This is a genomic window from Dickeya sp. ws52, from assembly GCF_007210685.1.
GTDB lineage: Bacteria > Pseudomonadota > Gammaproteobacteria > Enterobacterales > Enterobacteriaceae > Dickeya > Dickeya chrysanthemi.
The window spans coordinates 1-19,046 of record NZ_SZVX01000017.1 but is presented as its reverse complement, the minus strand read 5'-3'; the positions used below and the strand labels follow the sequence as shown (position 1 = coordinate 19,046).

The 19,046-nt window shown below is 56.9% G+C and carries 17 protein-coding genes; 12 read left to right on the top strand and 5 right to left on the bottom strand.

Features of this window, described 5'->3' with window-relative positions; genetic code table 11:
• Positions 1–348 precede the first annotated feature (348 nt).
• The 6 genes from nudF to FDP13_RS15920 all read left to right on the top strand — a co-directional run bounded on the left by nudF (position 349) and on the right by FDP13_RS15920 (position 5,919).
• Positions 349–984: an ADP-ribose diphosphatase gene (gene nudF / locus FDP13_RS15945; RefSeq protein ID WP_033577563.1), complete on the top strand. Its 636-nt coding sequence runs from the start codon at positions 349–351 to the stop codon at positions 982–984.
• On the top strand, positions 984–1,406 hold the full coding sequence (locus FDP13_RS15940; RefSeq protein ID WP_015848084.1) for a DUF1249 family protein: 423 nt from the start codon (positions 984–986) through the stop codon (positions 1,404–1,406). Before nudF ends, FDP13_RS15940 begins: the two co-directional genes overlap by 1 nt.
• Positions 1,407–1,519: 113 nt before the next feature.
• The gene (gene cpdA / locus FDP13_RS15935) at positions 1,520–2,347 is read left to right on the top strand and encodes a 3',5'-cyclic-AMP phosphodiesterase (RefSeq protein ID WP_015848083.1); all 828 of its coding nucleotides are present in this window, start codon (positions 1,520–1,522) and stop codon (positions 2,345–2,347) included.
• Entirely contained in the window at positions 2,347–2,928 is a 582-nt protein-coding gene (gene yqiA / locus FDP13_RS15930) for an esterase YqiA (protein ID WP_015848082.1), read from the top strand. Before cpdA ends, yqiA begins: the two co-directional genes overlap by 1 nt.
• Positions 2,929–3,114: 186 nt before the next feature.
• On the top strand, positions 3,115–5,010 hold the full coding sequence (gene parE / locus FDP13_RS15925; protein WP_143839885.1) for a DNA topoisomerase IV subunit B: 1,896 nt from the start codon (positions 3,115–3,117) through the stop codon (positions 5,008–5,010).
• Between the two features lie 12 nt (positions 5,011–5,022).
• Positions 5,023–5,919 carry a LysR family transcriptional regulator gene (locus FDP13_RS15920; RefSeq protein ID WP_033577565.1) on the top strand — a complete coding sequence of 299 codons (897 nt, stop codon included), beginning with the start codon at positions 5,023–5,025 and terminating at the stop codon, positions 5,917–5,919.
• 50 nt (positions 5,920–5,969) lie between these two features.
• Here the strand turns inward: FDP13_RS15920 and FDP13_RS15915 are convergent, their stop codons facing one another.
• Entirely contained in the window at positions 5,970–6,551 is a 582-nt protein-coding gene (locus FDP13_RS15915) for an NAD(P)H-dependent oxidoreductase (protein ID WP_143839884.1), read from the bottom strand.
• Between the two features lie 269 nt (positions 6,552–6,820).
• Between FDP13_RS15915 and parC the strand changes: the two genes are divergently transcribed.
• The 3 genes from parC to ftsP all read left to right on the top strand — a co-directional run bounded on the left by parC (position 6,821) and on the right by ftsP (position 11,567).
• Entirely contained in the window at positions 6,821–9,097 is a 2,277-nt protein-coding gene (gene parC / locus FDP13_RS15910; RefSeq protein ID WP_143839883.1) for a DNA topoisomerase IV subunit A, read from the top strand.
• Between the two features lie 232 nt (positions 9,098–9,329).
• Entirely contained in the window at positions 9,330–10,067 is a 738-nt protein-coding gene (locus FDP13_RS15905) for a 1-acylglycerol-3-phosphate O-acyltransferase (RefSeq protein ID WP_015848077.1), read from the top strand.
• Between the two features lie 87 nt (positions 10,068–10,154).
• Entirely contained in the window at positions 10,155–11,567 is a 1,413-nt protein-coding gene (gene ftsP / locus FDP13_RS15900) for a cell division protein FtsP (RefSeq protein WP_015848076.1), read from the top strand.
• A 47-nt stretch (positions 11,568–11,614) separates the two neighbouring features.
• On the opposite strand, the gene dkgA is transcribed toward ftsP, so the two are convergent.
• Together dkgA and yqhD are read right to left on the bottom strand one after the other, a co-directional pair.
• A complete protein-coding gene (gene dkgA, locus FDP13_RS15895) occupies positions 11,615–12,460 on the bottom strand; it encodes a 2,5-didehydrogluconate reductase DkgA (protein WP_015848075.1) in 846 nt (281 codons plus the stop codon).
• A gap of 275 nt (positions 12,461–12,735) precedes the next feature.
• On the bottom strand, positions 12,736–13,899 hold the full coding sequence (gene yqhD / locus FDP13_RS15890) for an alcohol dehydrogenase (protein WP_015848074.1): 1,164 nt from the start codon (positions 13,897–13,899) through the stop codon (positions 12,736–12,738).
• 233 nt (positions 13,900–14,132) lie between these two features.
• On the opposite strand from yqhD, the gene FDP13_RS15885 reads away from it, so the two are divergent.
• Complete coding sequence (locus tag FDP13_RS15885; protein WP_143839882.1) at positions 14,133–15,047, top strand: AraC family transcriptional regulator; 915 nt, start codon at positions 14,133–14,135, stop codon at positions 15,045–15,047.
• A 116-nt stretch (positions 15,048–15,163) separates the two neighbouring features.
• On the opposite strand, the gene FDP13_RS15880 is transcribed toward FDP13_RS15885, so the two are convergent.
• Both FDP13_RS15880 and metC read right to left on the bottom strand, forming a co-directional pair.
• Complete coding sequence (locus FDP13_RS15880) at positions 15,164–15,823, bottom strand: DedA family protein (protein ID WP_015848072.1); 660 nt, start codon at positions 15,821–15,823, stop codon at positions 15,164–15,166.
• A 254-nt stretch (positions 15,824–16,077) separates the two neighbouring features.
• A complete protein-coding gene (metC, locus tag FDP13_RS15875; protein WP_015848071.1) occupies positions 16,078–17,271 on the bottom strand; it encodes a cystathionine beta-lyase in 1,194 nt (397 codons plus the stop codon).
• A gap of 276 nt (positions 17,272–17,547) precedes the next feature.
• On the opposite strand from metC, the gene exbB reads away from it, so the two are divergent.
• Together exbB and exbD are read left to right on the top strand one after the other, a co-directional pair.
• Complete coding sequence (gene exbB / locus FDP13_RS15870) at positions 17,548–18,501, top strand: tol-pal system-associated acyl-CoA thioesterase (protein WP_143839881.1); 954 nt, start codon at positions 17,548–17,550, stop codon at positions 18,499–18,501.
• A 4-nt stretch (positions 18,502–18,505) separates the two neighbouring features.
• Positions 18,506–18,925, top strand: a complete 420-nt coding sequence (gene exbD / locus FDP13_RS15865) for a TonB system transport protein ExbD (RefSeq protein WP_015848069.1) — start codon at positions 18,506–18,508, stop codon at positions 18,923–18,925.
• The last annotated feature ends 121 nt before the right edge of the window (positions 18,926–19,046 follow it).

Genomic DNA, 19,046 nt, shown 5'->3' with positions numbered 1-19,046 from the left:
AATCGGCCAATCGAATTAGGTGGCTGATTGTGCCATCTTTTCCTTGCGGTTATCCCAAAAGCCTATTTTACTTAGCGGTTTGGGTTTGGGCACAATGCCCGGCAGCGTGTCGGTGACTGCCCCGGCAAGATGCCTTCCAGGGGCGCAAAGACATTGCGTTACTCTCCGGAGCGCCTCATTCTTGCCGGTAGACTTTTCCGTGCCTGATTATCCGTATCGGGCTGGCACGATTGCATGGTGACTGGCACGATTGCATGGTGAATAGTGCACAAAACGGGGAATGTCTGTCCACGTTTTCGCCACACAACAAATGGCTTACCTGCCGTGTTGTCCACAGGAGTTAAGTTTATGGCGTCCTCAGATACACATCCCGGTACTTTTGCCAAAGATGATGTAGAAATTATTGCACGCGAAACGCTCTATAAGGGGTTTTTTTCACTACAACGTTACCGTTTTCGTCACCGGCTGTTTAACGGCGGTATGAGTGATGAAGTGAGCCGGGAAATTCTGGAGCGTGGCCATGCCGTCGTACTGCTGCCTTATGACCCGGTACGCGACGAGGTGGTGTTGATAGAACAGATTCGGATCGCCGCTTACGATACCAGCGCGTCGCCATGGTTGTTCGAACTGGTGGCCGGCATGATTGAACCGGGCGAAAGTCAGGAAGAGGTCGCGCGTCGTGAAGCGCAAGAAGAAGCCGGATTGGTGGTGCGGCGTTGTCATCCGGCGCTCAGCTATCTGGCCAGCCCCGGCGGCACCAGCGAGCGCCTGGCTATTTGGGTCGGCGAAGTGGATTCCCGCACCGCAAGCGGTATTCACGGGTTAGCGGAAGAGAACGAGGATATCCGCGTACATGTGGTCAGCCGTGAACAGAGCTATCAGTGGGTGGAGCAGGGCATTATTGACAACGCCGCCTCTGTCATTGCCTTGCAATGGTTGGCACTGCACCATGAGACATTAAAAAAAGCCTGGGTGGACGGATGATGAAGCGCTATACCCCGGATTTCCCGGAAATGATGCGGTTGAGCGAAGTCAACTTCGCACAGTTGCGCCGTTTGCTGCCCCGTAATGAAGAGGTGGGCGCAGCGGTGGTGTATCAGGTTCATAACGCGCATTATCGTTTAACTATTCTTGAGTCTACCCGTTATACCGCGCTGGTGGAGATTCAACAAATTGCGCCGTCCGTCAGTTACTGGAGCCTGCCGACGCTGGTGGTGCGCTTATATTACGACGCGATGGTTGCGGAAGTGTGTTCCAGTCAGCAGATCTTCCGCTTTAAGGCACGTTATGATTATCCGAATAAGAAGTTACATCAGCGTGACGAAAAGCATCAAATTAATCAGTTTCTTGCCGACTGGCTAAGATATTGCCTGGCGTGTGGTTCAATGTCGGTTCCCGTTCATTAGACATATATCCGCCATCCTTGAGATTGCAGGGGCGTTGGTCGCTTTGCTGCATGTGGGGTATTTAAGGGTAGAGAAGATTTGTTAGGCAGATTGCAAAGACCCAAGGACATTATTTGGAAAGCCTGTTGACACTTCCTGTGGCGCGTGGGGCCAGAATCAGGATTTTACAAATAACAGATACCCACCTTTTTGCCGCCGAGCAGGGGACTCTGCTCGGCGTGAATACTTACCGCAGCTATCAGGCGGTGCTGGCGGCCATCGCGGCGCAGCAACTTGATGTTGATTTGATTACCGCCACCGGAGATTTGGCGCAAGACCATACGCAGGACGCGTACACGCATTTTGCTCATGGTATCCGTCGTTTTAATGCGCCTTGTGTCTGGTTGCCCGGCAACCATGACTTTCAACCCGCCATGGTGGATGTGCTGGCGCGTTCGGGAATCGTACCTTCCAAACATGTGCTGCTGGGCGATCACTGGCAGGTCATCCTGCTGGATAGTCAGGTGTTCGGCGTACCGCACGGCGAGCTGAGCGAATACCAACTGGAGTGGCTGGAGCGCAGCCTGCTCAGTCAGCCGGCGCGTCATACGTTACTGATGCTACACCATCATCCGTTACCGTCTGGTTGTACCTGGCTTGATCAACATAGCCTGCGCAATGCCCACAGTCTGGACGCGTTGCTGGCGCGCTTCCCGCAGGTGCGTACCGTATTGTGCGGCCATATTCATCAGGAAATGGATCTGGACTGGAACGGCCGCCGCCTGCTGGCGACGCCATCGACTTGCGTACAATTCAAACCGCACTGCACCAATTTCACCATTGATAATGTCGCACCCGGCTGGCGCTATCTGGAACTATTGCCGGATGGCGAAGTGGAAACCCAGGTATGCCGCCTTGATGGTAATGAATTTTTGCCGGATATGGATTCGGACGGTTACTGATGCCCACCCTGCTTTATCTTCACGGTTTCAACAGTTCTCCTTTGTCAGCCAAAGCCACGGCGTTGCAGCAGTGGCTGGCGGAGCACCATCCCCATATTGACATGTTGGTGCCGCAATTGCCGCCTTACCCGGCGGATGCGGCGGAAATGGTGGAACAACTGGTGATGGAGCGAGCCGGACGGCCGCTCGGTCTGGTCGGTTCGTCCATGGGCGGCTATTACGCGACCTGGTTATCCCAGCGTTTTCGTTTGCCGGCGGTGGTGGTCAACCCGGCGGTGCGATCTTATGAGCTGTTGCTCGATTTTCTGGGAGAACAGCGTAACCCCTACACCGGCGAGCAATATGTGTTAGAGTCACGGCACATTTATGATCTCAAGGTGATGCAGGTCGAGCCGCTGGAATCTCCGGATTTGCTGTGGTGCCTGCTACAGACCGGGGATGAAGTGCTGGACTATCGTCAGGCTGTGGCCTATTACACCACTTGTCGTCAGACGGTGGAGTCCGGCGGTAATCACGCGTTTGTAGGGTTCGAACACTACTTTGCGCCGATTATCGACTTCCTCGGGCTCACGGCAGACTGAGTCATCCTGGCGTCGTCGCGATGACCGGACGGCGCTCATCATCACCCGTATTCCGTCATATCGGGCGGGTCAACATGCTTTGACGGCGTTTTCATCCTGATAATCGACGCTTGGCGTGTTGCCGGCGCCACGTATAATCGCGGAATACCGTCTGACTTTCAAACAACGACAACATGCATTCTAACCATGACGCAATCAAGTTATAACGCTGATGCGATTGAAGTCCTCAGCGGGCTGGAGCCGGTGCGCCGCCGTCCGGGGATGTACACCGATACCACCCGTCCCAACCATCTGGGACAAGAGGTGATTGATAACAGCGTCGACGAAGCGCTGGCTGGTCACGCTCGTCGCATTGATGTGATTCTGCATCCCGATCAATCGCTGGAAGTGATTGACGATGGGCGCGGTATGCCGGTGGACATCCACCCGGAAGAGGGGGTCCCCGCCGTCGAGCTGATCCTGTGCCGCCTACATGCCGGGGGCAAATTTTCCAACAAGAACTACCAGTTTTCCGGCGGCCTGCACGGCGTAGGGATTTCCGTGGTCAACGCGCTGTCCACCCGGGTGGAAGTGACGGTGCGTCGCGACGGCCAGGTCTACGACATCGCTTTTGAAAATGGCGACAAAGTACAGGAGCTGACGGTAACCGGCACTTGCGGGCGCCGCAACACCGGTACACGAGTGCATTTCTGGCCGGATGCTTCATTCTTCGATAGCCCGCGCTTTTCCGTGTTGTCCCTGACGCATCTGCTGAAAGCCAAGGCGGTGTTGTGTCCCGGTGTGGAAATCGTCTTTAAAGACGGCGTGAACGATACCGAACAGCGTTGGTGTTATCAGGGCGGCCTGAGCGATTACCTGTGCGAAGCGGTCAACGGGTTGCCGACGCTGCCGGAGAAACCGTTCGTCGCCGCGATTCCCGGCGATACCGAAGCGGTAGAGTGGGCGCTGTTATGGTTGCCCGAAGGCGGCGAGTTGCTGACGGAAAGCTACGTTAACCTGATTCCGACTCTGCAAGGCGGGACTCACGTCAACGGATTGCGACAAGGGTTGCTGGATGCGATGCGTGAATTTTGCGAATTCCGCAACATACTGCCGCGCGGCGTGAAGCTTAGCGCGGAAGACATCTGGGAGCGTTGCGCTTATGTGTTATCGCTGAAGATGCAGGACCCGCAGTTCGCCGGTCAGACCAAAGAGCGGTTATCGTCGCGCCAGTCGGCGGCGTTCGTTTCCGGCGTGGTTAAAGATGCATTTAGCCTGTGGCTGAACCAGAACGTACAGGCGGCGGAACAGTTGGCGGAGATGGCTATCTCCAGCGCTCAGCGCCGTATGCGCGCCGCCAAAAAAGTGGTGCGTAAGAAGCTGACCAGCGGCCCGGCGTTGCCCGGCAAGCTGGCGGATTGTACCTCGCAGGATCTGAGCAAAACCGAGTTGTTCCTGGTGGAAGGGGATTCAGCGGGCGGCTCTGCTAAACAGGCGCGCGATCGTGAATACCAGGCGATCATGCCGCTCAAGGGGAAGATCCTCAATACCTGGGAAGTCTCGTCGGATGAAGTGCTGGCATCGCAGGAAGTGCATGATATTTCGGTGGCGATCGGCATCGATCCGGACAGCGAAGACCTGAGCCAACTGCGTTATGGCAAGATCTGTATTCTGGCGGATGCGGATTCGGACGGGCTACACATTGCCACGCTGTTGTGTGCGCTGTTTGTGCGCCATTTCCGTGCGCTGGTGCGGGGCGGTCATGTTTATGTCGCCATGCCGCCGCTCTACCGTATCGACCTCGGCAAAGAGGTGTACTACGCACTGGATGAAGAAGAGAAAGCGGGCATTCTGGAGCAGCTCAAACGCAAGAAAGGCAAGCCTAACGTCCAGCGTTTCAAAGGGTTGGGCGAAATGAACCCGATGCAACTGCGCGAAACCACACTCGACCCGAATACGCGTCGCCTGGTGCAGCTCACGATTAATGAGCAGGATATCGAGCAGACGCTGGCGACCATGGATATGCTGCTGGCGAAAAAACGCTCCGAAGATCGCCGCAACTGGTTGCAGGAGAAGGGCGACAAGGCAGAGCTTGACGTCTGACGCCGGGGCACGATGAAAGTCACGCTGGAAGAGATGCAGGCATTCGTCGCGGTGGTGGACAGCGGGTCCGTCACCGCCGCCGCCGGACAGCTTGGGCAGACCGCGTCCGGGATCAGCCGGGCGCTGGGGCGGCTGGAAAGCAAGCTCGGCATGACGTTGCTGCACCGCACGACTCGTCGTCTGGCGTTGTCGGAAGAAGGTCAGATATTCCTGCAACATGCGCGCGACGTATTGCAAAAGGTGGAGTTGGCGGAAGAACAGATAGCACTGCGCCGCAGGAAACCCAGCGGGCGGCTACGCATCAATGCCACCGCCTCACTCATGCAGCATTTTATCGTGCCGCTGATTCCGGAATTTCGCCGCCGTTATCCCTGTATTTCGCTGGAATTGAACACCGACGACGAGATTATCGATTTGCTGGAACAGCGTACCGATATCGCGATTCGCATCGGTGAACTGCGTGATTCCAGTATCCATGCCCGGCCGCTGGGCGCCACCCGGCTGTGGATTCTGGCCAGCCCGGAATACCTGAACCGCCACGGCACGCCACTCAGCGTAGAGGCGCTGTCCGGACATACGTTGCTGGGATTTACCCAATCTGCGTCGCTCAATCTTTGGCCGTTACGCAGCGCATTAGGCGACGATTACCCGATTGTGCCGACGATTGCCGCGTCCAACGGTGAAATTCTGCGTCAACTGGCGCTGCGTGGCGAGGGCATTGTGTGTTTGTCGGATTTTATGACCCGCGACGATGTGGCGGCTGGTCGGCTGGGGCAGATTTTGGTGGAAGAGACGCGAGACAAACGTGTGCCGATCAACGCGGTATATTACCGCAACACCGAGCTGGCCAGCCGGATCGTCAGCTTTCTGGATTTTCTGAGTGAAAAGGTGGCGCAGCATCCGCTCTAACCGGGAAGCGAAAGCCGCGCCGAGGGTAGATTAAAACAAGGTGACCGACATCAGGCGAAAACCTGATCAAGGTGCGCACGGTAGCGGGCGATATCGCGCTCCACGTCCGGCTGTTTGATGACGTCGTTACAGATGAAAGTCGGCAGCGCCGACAGGCCGATGAACTGATTGGCTTTGTGGAACGGCAGGTATACGCCGTCTACGCCGACGCCGTGGAAGAACTGTTCGGGGTCGGTGAACGCGTCCAGCGGAGCGTTCCAGGTCAGCGACAGCAGGTAATATTTGTCCTGCAACAAGCCGCCGGAGCCGTATTTCTTGCTGTCGTCCGCACGGGTACGGCCGTCATTGTCGAACAAGATGCCGTGCCCGGTAGTGAATACCTCGTCGATGTACTTTTTCAGGATCCAGGGGACGTCCATCCACCAGCCGGGCATTTGGTAAATAACAGCGTCGGCCCACAGGAAATTCTGTATTTCCTGTTCGATGTCGTAACCGTCATCGACGGTAGTGATGCGCACCTGGCGGCCTTTGTCGCGCAGGAACGCGGCGGCGACATCCGTCAGGGTACGGTTGAGTTCGCCTTTGGAGTGGCCGAAGGATTTGCCGGCGTTGATGATGAGTACGTTATGCATGGCTGATGACCTCAAATGGCATAAATTGCGTTGAAAATTAGTCTATCCGGTCGTGTGACGGAGAAAAACGTGATTTGACGCACAACACTATTGCTGTGGCGTCAATAATGGTCGGATTGCGAAGGGCGATGTGCGATGACGCGGGATGCCGTGAAGAGAAACGCAACTTGCGGTACTATCCGGTCAGTTTCTGCCACCGCGTGGCTCATCACCTAAAAATAAGCGAGTTTTTTTGAACATGGCCATACGCCACGGTTTAAGGATTATTAATGAGTGACATGACTCATGACGGCGCAGAGCGTCTTGCGCTGCACACGTTTACTGAGAACGCCTATCTGAACTACTCCATGTACGTCATCATGGACAGGGCGCTCCCCTTTATCGGCGACGGCCTCAAGCCGGTTCAGCGTCGTATCGTGTACGCAATGTCTGAACTGGGGCTGAACGCCAGCGCCAAATTCAAGAAATCCGCCCGTACGGTGGGCGACGTGCTGGGTAAATACCACCCGCACGGCGACAGCGCCTGTTACGAGGCGATGGTGCTGATGGCGCAACCCTTCTCCTATCGTTACCCGCTGGTGGATGGCCAGGGGAACTGGGGGGCGCCGGATGATCCCAAATCGTTCGCCGCCATGCGTTATACCGAATCCCGCTTGTCGAAGTATGCCGAAGTGCTGCTGGGCGAGCTGGGACAAGGCACGGTGGATTACGTGCCGAACTTCGACGGCACGTTGCAGGAGCCGAAAATGCTGCCTGCCCGCTTGCCCAACATTCTGCTCAACGGTACTACCGGCATCGCGGTCGGTATGGCGACCGATATTCCGCCGCATAACGTGCGTGAAGTGGCCGCGGCGGCGATGGCATTGATCGACGAGCCGGACACGTCGCTGGAAGCGCTGCTGCGTTACGTGCAGGGGCCGGATTTCCCGACCGATGCGGAAATCATTACCCCGCGCGACGAGATCCGCAAAATGTACGAAAGCGGTCGCGGCTCGGTGCGTATGCGGGCAGTATGGAAGAAAGAGGACGGCAGTGTGGTGATCACCGCGTTGCCGCACCAGGTGTCGGGTGCGCGAGTGCTGGAGCAGATTGCCAGTCAGATGCGGGCCAAGAAGTTGCCGATGATCGACGATTTGCGCGACGAATCCGACCATGAGAACCCGACCCGGCTGGTGCTGGTGCCGCGATCCAACCGCATCGACTTCGATCAGGTGATGAACCATTTGTTCGCGACCACCGATCTGGAAAAAAGCTACCGCATCAACATGAACATGATCGGTCTGGATGGCCGCCCCAGCGTGAAAGGGTTGCGGGAAATCCTGACCGAGTGGCTGGCGTTCCGCCGCGATACCGTGCGCCGTCGGCTGAACTTCCGGTTGGATAAGGTGCTCAAGCGCCTGCATATTCTGGAAGGGTTGTTGATTGCGTTCCTGAATATCGACGAAGTGATTCATATCATCCGTAACGACGATGAACCGAAACCGGTGTTGATGGCGAAATTCGGCCTGAGCGATACCCAGGCTGAAGCCATTCTGGAATTGAAACTGCGTCATCTGGCCAAGCTGGAAGAGATGAAGATTCGCGGCGAGCAGGATGGTCTGGCGAAAGAACGCGACCAGATTCAGGCGTTGCTGGCGTCGGAACGCAAGATGAACAGCTTGCTGAAAAAAGAGATTCAGGAAGACGCCAAAGCCTACGGCGATGATCGCCGTTCACCGCTGCATGAACGCGGTGAGGCCAAAGCCATGAGCGAGCATGACCTGTCGCCGTCTGAACCGGTGACCATCGTGCTGTCGGAAATGGGGTGGGTGCGCAGCGCTAAAGGCCACGATATCGACCCGTCCGGCCTGAGCTACAAGGCGGGCGATGCTTACCGCGCCGCCGCCCGCGGCAAGAGTAATCAGCCGGTAGTCTTTATGGATTCCACCGGGCGCAGCTATGCGCTCGATCCACTGACGTTGCCGTCGGCACGCGGTCAGGGCGAGCCGTTGACCGGTAAGCTGACGCTGCCGCCGGGCGCTACCATCGAGCAGGTGTTGATGGCGGCGGATAACCAGCGGTTGCTGCTGGCTTCCGACGCCGGTTACGGCTTTATTTGTACCTTTGCCGATCTGGTGGCGCGTAACCGGGTAGGGAAAGCGGTGTTGACCCTGCCGGACCATGCGCGTGTTCTGCCGCCGCTGGAGTTGCAGCGTGATGATGAGCTGCTGCTGACCATTACTGCGGCCGGCCGTCTATTGCTGTTCCCGGTCGCCGACCTGCCGGCGTTATCCAAAGGGAAGGGCAACAAGATTGTCTCGATCCCGGCGGCGCAACTGGCCAGCGGCGACGATCGGATATTGTGGCTGATGACTATCGCGCCGCAATCGTCCGTTACCTTGTATGCCGGTAAGCGCAAGTACTCGCTACGCCCGGAAGAGCTGCAAAAGTATCAGGCCAGCCGCGGGTGCAAAGGTACGGCGCTGCCGCGTGGTTTACAACGGGTCGATCGCATTGAGGTCGAGTCGCCGGCCGGTATTGCAAGCGCCGGCGGCAGCGAAGAATAGCGTTTGTTGCGAAAGCTGGGGACCGTTACCTGTGTGGTCCTCGGTTTTGCGCCCTGTCCTGTCGAGGGGATGATGCCGGGATGGTCATTCCCGTCACGATTCCCTTTCGTTATATCCCGTTCGTCCGATGGTTGCCTTGGGGTTGGTCACGCGGTCTGCTGCGGCAAGGTTCGCCGTGTGTTTTACCGCGAAGCCGCTATACTAGCGGCGGCTGTTGGTTAATGAGGTTGCTATGTTATTTATTCTCCGGTTTTTGGTGGTGATTGTCTTTTCTGTTGTGGTTTGTCTGTTCGGCTTTGTGTACTGCCTGTTTACCCCCAAAGATCCCCGCCATGTTTCCCGGTTTGGGCGAATGTTCGGGCGTTTATCGGTGGTGTTTGGCCTCAAGGTGGAGATCCGTTGTCCGGAAGAGTCGCGCGTTGAGGGGAACTGCATTTATATTGCCAACCATCAGAACAACTACGACATGGTAACGGCGGCAAATGTGGTGATGCCGCGCACCGTGACGGTGGGTAAGAAAAGCCTGGTGTGGATCCCGTTTTTCGGCCCGCTGTACTGGCTGGCCGGTAATCTGTTGATTGATCGTGATAATCGAGCCAAAGCCCATGGCACCATCACCCAGGTGGTGAAGCATATTAAAGAGCGCAATATCTCGGTATGGATGTTTCCGGAAGGCACCCGCAGCCGCGGCCGTGGCCTGCTGCCGTTTAAGACCGGTGCGTTCCATGCTGCGATTGCCGCCGGCGTGCCGGTGGTGCCGATTTGTGTGTCCAGCACTCACAATAAAGTGAAGCTGAACCGCTGGAATAACGGCCATGTGATTATTGAGTTATTGCCGCCGGTGGACTGCAGTGGCTACAACAAAGAGCAAGTGCGTGAACTGGCCGCCCATTGCCATGACCTGATGGCGGCGAAAATCGCACAACTGGATGCCGAAGTCGCACAACGCGAAGCGGCTGAAAAACGCTGAGTCAGCGCGAGGATGCGCGGCGTGACCTTGCGGGCGGAATAATAGCCCGGTATGGAGTAAAGGATTGAACAGGTTTTCGGAGTCATTATGTCATTGAGTCGGCGTCAGTTTCTTCAGGCTTCAGGTATTGCGCTATGTGCCGGTGCAATGCCGCTGACGGCCAGAGCCGATGGCGGTAGTAAAAACCCGCTGCCTATTCCGCCGCTGCTGGAGTCTCGCCGCGGGCAGCCGGTGTTTCTGACCATGCAACGGGCGCACTGGGCGTTTTCCGGTGAGCGTAAAAACCCGGTGTGGGGATTTAATGGCCGTTATCTTGGCCCGACCGTGCGGGTGTTCAGTGATGACGACGTCAAGCTGGTCTACAGCAACCGCCTGAATGAGCCGGTGTCGATGACCGTCAGCGGCTTGCAGGCACCGGGGGCGCTGATGGGCGGCGCAGGGCGCATGATCCAGCCCAATATGGACTGGTCGCCGGTGCTGCCGGTACGTCAGGCGGCGGCGACCTGTTGGTATCACGCCAATACGCCCAATCGCATGGCGTCGCATGTCTATAACGGTCTGGCAGGGTTGTGGCTGGTGGAAGATAGCCTCAGTAAGTCGCTGCCGATCCCCAATCATTACGGTGTGGATGATTTCCCGCTGATTATTCAGGATAAACGGCTGGATAATTTCGGCGCGCCGCTATACAACCCACCCGGCAGCGGCGGTTTCATCGGCGATACGCTGTTGGTGAATGGCGCTCAGAACCCGTATGTGGAAGTGTCGCGCGGCTGGGTACGTTTGCGTCTGCTGAATGCGTCCAACGCCCGTCGTTATGTGATGCGTATGAGCGATGGCCGGCCGATGAGCCTTATTGCTAATGACCAGGGGTTTTTGCCTGCGCCGATGGCGCTGAGTCAAATCTCGCTGGCTCCCGGCGAGCGCCGCGAAGTGCTGGTTGATATGTCGCAGGGCGACGAGGTGACGTTGACCGCCGGCGAATCCGCCACCATCATGCAGCGGCTGCGCGGCTTGTTCGAACCCTCTACGATTTTGGTGTCGTCGGCGATATTGACCCTGCGGCCGACCGGCTTGTTGCCGCTGGTAACCAACACGCTGCCGATGCGGCTGTTGACCGATAATATTATCGACGGCGCAGTCAGCCGGACGCGCGAATTTCGCCTGGGCGACAGCCTGCCGGGGATTAACGGCGCCATGTGGGATATGAATCGCGTCGATGTACAAACTCAGGTCGGGCGCTATGAACGCTGGATTGTACATGCCGACCAGCCGCAGCCTTTCCATATTCAAGGCGCGGCGTTTTTGGTACGCAGCGTCAACGGCGGCCTGACGCCGCCGGAAGACAGCGGCTGGAAAGACACGGTATGGGTGGAAAATGATGTGGAGCTGCTGGTGTATTTCGGCCAGTTTTCCACACCGCAGTTCCCGTTTCTGTATTACAGCCACACGCTGGAAATGGCCGATCGCGGCTCGACCGCTCAGTTGGTGGTGCAGCCCTGACGGCGTCGCCCGTGCCTGTGACGTAGGAAACAAGCACGGGCGGCGTATTAGTCTTTGCGCGGCGCGTCGGTGCGCGGTTGGTCAGGGTCCGGCCCCAGACGTTTGCCGCAATCCAGTGTGGCGATTTCACTCAACTCTTCTTTCTCCAGCCGGAAATCAAACACCGCAAAGTTTTCACGAATACGCGCCGGCGTCACGGATTTGGGGATCACCACCAGACCGTTGTCCAGATGCCAGCGAATCACGATTTGTGCCGGCGTCTTACCGTATTTTTTCGCCAGCGCGTGGATCACCGGGTGGTCAAATACACCGTCGCCACCCTGCGCCAGCGGGCTCCAGGACTCGGTCTGGATATGGTGGGTAGTATTCCAGGTGTGCAGCATACGCTGCTGGAACAGCGGGTGTAGTTCTATCTGATTGATGACCGGCATCACGCCGGTTTCTTCTTTCAGGCGTTGCAGATGGTGTGGGTTGAAGTTGCAGACGCCGACGCTTTTCGCCAGCCCCTGTTCCTTGAGATTGAGTAACCCACGCCAGGCTTCGACATAGGTATTCTGTTCCGGCAACGGCCAATGGATCAGGTACAGGTCAACGTATTCCAGTTGCAGTTTTCGCAGGCTTTCTTCCAGCGCCTGACGCGGGTGCGCCTGGTCGCTGTTCCATAGCTTGGTCGTGATGAAGATATCGCTGCGTGGGACGGCGGTTTCCTGCAAGGCTTTGCCGACGCCCGCTTCGTTTCTGTAGATCGCGGCGGTATCAATAGCGCGGTAACCGATGTTCAGCGCTTCGGTAACGGCGGCTGTCGCTTGTTCATTACTGGCTTGCCATACGCCAAGCCCCAGTTGGGGCATGACATGGCCGTCAGCCAGTTTCACCAGAGGTTGCATCGTCATGTCGTTCTCCTTGTTATGCGCCTTCAGCGCCTGGCCGAGGAGGATTCTGTCGGCATGGCGGCAAGGTAGCGATGAGACAACAACGCCGCCGAAACGGCGGCGCATCAGGACTGTTTTTCACACCAGAATGGTTGTTACACCAAAATGATTGTTACACCAGAATGGTTGTTACACCCAACGAACTTTTCACACTTAACTCGTTTTTCACCTTGGACGGCACCTGCACGTCTGTGCGGCGCCGTGTTAAGTGTAGTCGAAAAGTCGGTGCGTCGCGGTTAGCGGGCGGCTTCGTACACGCGTTTGCTGATGTCCAGCGTGATGTCCTGGTGTTCGCCCAACGCGGTCATGCCGTGTTCTTCCAGTTTCGCGACCATCGCCGGGATCGAACTGCCGTCCAACTGGTAGTCCGACAGGCGGGTCGGTACGCCCATTTGTTCGAAAAAGGCGCGGGTGGCGGCGATCGCGCCATCAATACGCTGATCTTCCGTGCCATCGCGCAGGTTCCAGACGCGCTCTGCGTATTGCAGCAGTTTTTCACGTTTCTGGATGCGGCGTTCATTCAGCATGGCCGGCAGTACGATGGCCAGCGTCTGGGCATGATCCAGACCATGCATGGCGGTGATTTCATGGCCCAGCATGTGGGTCGACCAGTCTTGCGGTACACCGGCGCCGATCAGGCCGTTGAGCGCCATGGTAGCGCTCCACATGACGTTGGCGCGCACATTGTAATTCTGCTGCTCTTTCAGTGCGCGCGGGCCTTCTTCGGTAAGCGTCAGCAACAAACCTTCAGCGAAACGATCCTGCACTTTGGCGTCGACCGGGTAGGTCAGGTACTGTTCGACGGTATGAACGAAAGCATCGACTACGCCGTTGGCGATCTGACGCTCAGGCAAGGTGTAGGTAACGACCGGGTCGAGTACGGCGAAACGTGGGCATACCAGCGGATTCATAAACGCTTGCTTGTCGCCGCTGCTCTTGCGGGTAATGACCGCGCCGCTGTTGGATTCGGAGCCTGTTGCCGGCAGCGTCAGTACCACGCCCAGCGGGAGGGCGGTCTCTACCTGTGCGCCCCAGGTTTGCAGGATGTGCCACGGATCGTCGGCTGCGGTATAGTTTGCCGCCGCTGCGATGAATTTGGTGCCGTCGGCGACTGAACCGCCGCCTACCGCCAACAGAAAGTCGATTTTCTCCTTGCGAACGATCTCAACCGCCTTCATGAGCGTTTCGTAGGTCGGGTTCGGCTCGATACCGGAAAACTCCAGCACGTTATGGCCTTTCAGGGCGTTGATCACCTGGTCGAACACGCCGTTTTTCTTGATGCTGCCGCCGCCGTAAGTGATCAGGATACGGGCGTCCGCCGGGATTTGGTCAGCCAGAGCGGCGATTTGTCCTTCGCCGAACAGGATTTTGGTCGGGGTATGAAGCGTAAAGTTCTGCATGGTGAATTCCTTTATAGAGTGTTGCCGGGCCGGATGAGATTGACTGGTCCGGTTTGAAATCTTGCTGTAACCGCGCAGGCAGGGCATGGGCTTTATTCTCGGCTTCTCCTGAGATTCCAGCAATGCTCATTTCTCGCCGTGTCTTGCCTTTTCCTGCAAAGATCAGGAGAAAAGGGTGATTCCATCGCCCATCTGTGTCACTTTATTTCCGTTGTCAGTAAGAGGTAACTATTATGCAGAATTCCGATCCTCGCCAGCGTTTAGTCAAACTGGCGATGTTGCATATCAACGGCAACGGCGTGAGTCAGACGCCGATTCCACAGGTCAAAGTGATTTATGCCGATCAGCATGGGGCAAGGGCTCCGGTGCTGTATGACCCGTGTATTGTGATTGTTTTTCAGGGACACAAAGTCGGGTATCTGGGGGACAAGGTTTTCCAGTATGACCCGGACAACTATTTGTTGATGACGGTGCCGTTGCCGTTCGAATGTGAAAGTTTCGCCAGCCCGGAAAATCCGCTGGTGGGCATTTCTATTCGGGTCGATATCCCGATTCTGCAAGACCTGCTGATTGAGATGGGTGATGACGGCTGTGGCGAGAAGCGTCGGCCGGATAGCGCGGGCATCAGCAGCGTACCGCTCGACGAGGCGGTGTTATGTGCGACGGAGCGCTTGCTGGAGGCGATGGCTAACGCCCGCGATGCCCGAGTACTGGGGCCGTGGATCGTACGTGAAATCCTTTACCATGTGCTGTGCGGGCCTTGCGGCGATTCGCTGCAAGCGCTGATGAATCGCTATAGTCATTTCAGTCAAATCGCCCGCGCGTTGCGCTATATCGAAAACCACTATGCCGATAGTCTCAGTGTGGAGCGGCTGGCGCTGGAAGTGAACATGAGTGTGTCGGCGTTTCACCATAACTTCAAAACGGTGACCAACACTTCGCCGGTGCAGTATCTGAAGTCTTACCGGTTGCACAAGGCGCGTTTGCTGATGGTGCATGACGGATTGAAGGCAAATACGGCGTCAATACGCGTCGGTTATGAAAGCTCTTCGCAATTTAGCCGGGAGTTTAAGCGCTTCTTCGGGGCGACGCCGGGTGATGAAGTGGCGCGATTGCGTTCGGGAGGCGTGGTGGTGGAAAGTCACTAAACCGCTTTGCGCCGGTGTTGAGCCATGCACGCAAACCCGCAAAGCGGTTACCGGCGATGACCGACGAACAGCAACAGAGGAATAGCAACGGAGACTGTTTGCTTCGCCGGTTTTTCTCAGGCCATAGCCCGTCTTTTACGCCAAAGTACCAGCAGCATTCCCACCAGACCGCTGAACAACAGCAACAACGGCAGGATGCATAACGCCGTCATCACCTGGTCTTCATAACGTTTGACCAACGGAATATGGCTGAGCGCATAACCTAGCGTGACAATCCCGCTGACCCACAAGAAGCCGCTCAGCCAGTTGAAAATCTGAAAGCGGGTGCTGCTAAGCCCCGATACCCCGGCGATGGTCGGCAACAGGGTGCGGACAAACGCCAGAAAACGCCCGACCAGCAGTGCGGCCAACCCATGCTGATGGAACAGATTGTGGGTGCGTTGGTGATAGTGGGCCGGTAACTGATGCAGCCATGTTTTCACCAACCGGGTGTCGCCCAACCAGCGCCCTTGCAGGTAGCTTAACCAGCAGCCGAGACTGGCGGCCACGGTCAGCAGCACCATGGTGGGGATGAAGCTCATCACGCCTTTGGCTATCATGGCGCCGGTCAGCAGCAGCAAGCTGTCGCCGGGCAGAAAGGAGGCGGGCAGCAGGCCATTTTCCAGAAACAGAGTGGTGAAAAGCACGCCATAAATCACCCACACGACGTGGGGATCGGCCAGCGCACTAAAGTCTTGTCGCCATAGCGCCTGAATAATTTCATGAACAACACTCATATCGCATCCTGTCTGGTTTGCTGTAACCCCTTTGCCGCGTAAATACGCCGCATTAAGAGCCTATCCCGATAGGGCTGGCCAGGTTGCCGTTGGCTGAGCCAATGACGCCTGGCGGGATAGACCCTAATCCTGATAAAGACGAGCATCAGGATAGGGTAAAAAAGGTAAACGTATTGTCATCGTTGTTACTGTTCATCATATACGCTTTACCCGACTTACCACAGCGGCATCAAGGGGCTGGAGGGATAGTGGCGTCACATTTCCTGCAATCTCCTGAAGCCGGCTTCCAAATCGGCTTCCAGATCGTCGCAATCTTCCAGGCCGATATGCAGTCGCACCAGCGTGCCGGTAAAGTCGATGCCGCCGGCCGGGCGAATCGCCGCCAGTTCCTCCGGTTGGTTCGCCAAAATCAGCGATTCGAACCCCCCCCAGGAGTAGGCCATACGGAAGTGGCTGAAGTGGTCGAGATAATGGGCCAGTTGTTCACGGCTCAGTTTCTCTTTCAGGACAAATGAGAACAGGCCATTACTACCGCTGAAATCCCGGACGAAGAATTCATGTCCTTTGCTGCCGGGCAGCGCCGGGTGGTTCACCGTCGCGACTTCCGGGCGGGCAGCCAGCCAGCGTGCAACGCGCAGGCCATTCTCCTGATGCTGTTGCAATCTGACGCCGAGCGTTCGCAGGCCGCGGCTGGCCAGATAGGCGCTATCTGCGTCAGCCATCTGCCCCATCAGGTAGGATTGTTCACGCAGTTGATCCCAACAGCGTGCGTTGGCGACGGCGGTGCCAATCATGGCGTCGGAGTGGCCGACGATGTATTTGGTGCCGGATTGGATCGAAATATCGACGCCGACATCAAGCGGGCGGAACAACACGCCGGCAGCCCAGGTGTTGTCGATCATGATGACGATGTCCGGATTAACGCGACGGATGGCCGCGACCATCGCCGGCACGTCATGCACTTCCATCGTAATGGAACCGGGTGATTCCAAAAACACGACCCGGGTATTGGGCTGGATAAGCGTGGCGATATCGGCACCGATCATCGGGTCGAAAAAGGTAGTGCTGATGTTCATTTTAGTCAGCACTTTGTTACAAAAATCCTGCGTCGGTTCATAAGCGGAACCGGTAACCAGCAGATGGTCGCCCGCCGAAACAAATGACGTTATCGCGTTGGCGATGGCGGCTGCGCCGCAAGGATAGAGTGCGCAACCCGCACCGCCTTCCAGCTCGGTCATCGCGTCCTGAAAAGCGAAATGGGTCAGAGTACCGCGGCGGCCATAAAACAACGCGCCTTTAGCGCGATTGGCGGTGGCGTGTTTTTTATCCTGCACGCTGTCGAAGATCAGCGAAGAAGCGCGCTGGATTACCGGGTTTACCGCGCCTTGGGTTACCCGCTTAGTGCGTCCGGCGGCCACCAGCGCGGTGGCGATTTTTTTACTCGTCATTCGGCTTTACCTGTAGCTTAAACATGCCCTGCGTCCATCCCTTTACGTTATCACGGCTGAAGTGACAGGGGGCGGCTTTTCTCATCAAGATGAAAATATTGTCAAGATGAAAATGTTGCCGATACGGTGCGGGTACGGCGGTGAAATAAGGCGCGGTTGGGGGAAATGGATGGCAAAATGCGCAAATAATAATGAGAACGACTATCAATTAATTACAGGTTTGGTATTATTTTCGCCAGATTAACGTTGTATGAAAATGATGGGTGGAGGCACAGCGTGTATACGGCTGATAAGAAGAGTAACCAACGGAGGTCATCAATCTGGCGTCGGCTGGGTGGCGTGTTCGTGGGTTTTATGCATCGTCTGATGGCATTCGTGTTGCTGGGGATGGCAGGCAATGCGTTGGCTGCACCGGCATCGACGCCGATAGCGGCGGCCGGTACGACCACTACGGCTGCGGTTGGCGCCGCGCCGTCTGCGTTGCCGCCGACAGGTGCCGTCGGCACGCTGATGAATACCGACTTATCCGTTTTGGGAATGTATCAGCACGCTGACGTGGTGGTAAAAACCGTGATGATTGGCTTGTTGCTGGCATCGGTGGTTACCTGGGCGATCTTTTTTGGTAAAAGCGCCAGCCTGATGAGCGCGAAAAAGCGTATCCGTCGTGAGTATCAGGCACTGGAAGAAGCCCGTACGCTGGATGATGCGACCGATATCGCCGCCGAGTTCAAGCCGGGCAGCGTATCGCTGCAACTGCTGACGGACGCCCGCAACGAGCAGGTGTTGTCTGAGCGCTCAGACGACAACAACGGCATTAAAGAACGTACCGCCTTTCGTTTTGAACGCCGGGTCGCTGCGACCGGCCGTCAGATGGGACGTGGAACCGGTTATCTGGCGACGGTGGGGGCCATCGCGCCGTTCATCGGTCTGTTCGGTACGGTCTGGGGCATTATGAACAGCTTTATCGGTATTGCGCAGTCTCAGACTACCAACCTGGCGGTTGTCGCGCCGGGTATCGCCGAAGCGTTGCTGGCGACGGCCATCGGCCTGGTGGCGGCGATCCCGGCGGTAGTGATTTACAACGTGTTTGCACGCTGGACGGCCAGTTACAAAGCGATGGTCGGTGATGTGGCGGCGCAGGTTCTGCTGTTGCAAAGCCGCGATCTGGATATTGCTGCCAGCGTCGGCAATGTTTCTCCCGCACCGGCGCACCAGCTACGGGTAGGGTAAGCCGATGGCGATGCATCTGAACGACGGGCAGAGTGAAAATGGTGAAATGCATGACATCAACGTGACGCCGTTTATCGACGTCATGCTGGTGTTGTTAATCATCTTCATGGTGGCCGCGCCGCTGGCAACGGTAGACGTGCGGGTCAATTTGCCGGCTTCCAGCGCTACGCCGCAACCGCGCCCGGAAAAACCGGTGTTTCTGACGGTGAAAGCGGATAAACAACTCTATCTGGGCGACGATGCGATTACCGAAGCGACGCTGGCCCAGGTGCTGGAAAGCAAAACGCAGGGTAACAAAGACACCACTATTTTCTTTCAGGCGGACAAAAGCGTCGATTATGAAACCCTGATGCGGGTGATGGATTCGCTGCGTGAAGCGGGGTATCTCAAAATCGGCCTGATGGGGTCGGAGAAAGTGCGCTGAGACGCCTTTGGCTCTGCTGAACAGAACCACCGCCTTGGCGGTGGTCAGACTGCTGACAAACGCATTAAGTACAGGATGAAGCATCTTTCCGGCGTCAAAAACTGTGCTGAGGTGGGCGACT

Excerpts from the sequence above, each read along its gene's own strand:
- nudF (WP_033577563.1), top strand. The coding sequence starts at position 349 with ATGGCGTCCTCAGATACACATCCCGGTACTTTTGCCAAAGATGATGTA.
- FDP13_RS15940 (WP_015848084.1), top strand. The coding sequence starts at position 984 with ATGAAGCGCTATACCCCGGATTTCCCGGAAATGATGCGGTTGAGCGAA.
- yqiA (WP_015848082.1), top strand. The coding sequence starts at position 2,347 with ATGCCCACCCTGCTTTATCTTCACGGTTTCAACAGTTCTCCTTTGTCA.
- parE (WP_143839885.1), top strand. The coding sequence starts at position 3,115 with ATGACGCAATCAAGTTATAACGCTGATGCGATTGAAGTCCTCAGCGGG.
- FDP13_RS15920 (WP_033577565.1), top strand. The coding sequence starts at position 5,023 with ATGAAAGTCACGCTGGAAGAGATGCAGGCATTCGTCGCGGTGGTGGAC.
- FDP13_RS15915 (WP_143839884.1), bottom strand. The coding sequence starts at position 6,551 with ATGCATAACGTACTCATCATCAACGCCGGCAAATCCTTCGGCCACTCC.
- parC (WP_143839883.1), top strand. The coding sequence starts at position 6,821 with ATGAGTGACATGACTCATGACGGCGCAGAGCGTCTTGCGCTGCACACG.
- FDP13_RS15905 (WP_015848077.1), top strand. The coding sequence starts at position 9,330 with ATGTTATTTATTCTCCGGTTTTTGGTGGTGATTGTCTTTTCTGTTGTG.
- ftsP (WP_015848076.1), top strand. The coding sequence starts at position 10,155 with ATGTCATTGAGTCGGCGTCAGTTTCTTCAGGCTTCAGGTATTGCGCTA.
- dkgA (WP_015848075.1), bottom strand. The coding sequence starts at position 12,460 with ATGACGATGCAACCTCTGGTGAAACTGGCTGACGGCCATGTCATGCCC.
- yqhD (WP_015848074.1), bottom strand. The coding sequence starts at position 13,899 with ATGCAGAACTTTACGCTTCATACCCCGACCAAAATCCTGTTCGGCGAA.
- FDP13_RS15885 (WP_143839882.1), top strand. The coding sequence starts at position 14,133 with ATGCAGAATTCCGATCCTCGCCAGCGTTTAGTCAAACTGGCGATGTTG.
- FDP13_RS15880 (WP_015848072.1), bottom strand. The coding sequence starts at position 15,823 with ATGAGTGTTGTTCATGAAATTATTCAGGCGCTATGGCGACAAGACTTT.
- metC (WP_015848071.1), bottom strand. The coding sequence starts at position 17,271 with ATGACGAGTAAAAAAATCGCCACCGCGCTGGTGGCCGCCGGACGCACT.
- exbD (WP_015848069.1), top strand. The coding sequence starts at position 18,506 with ATGGCGATGCATCTGAACGACGGGCAGAGTGAAAATGGTGAAATGCAT.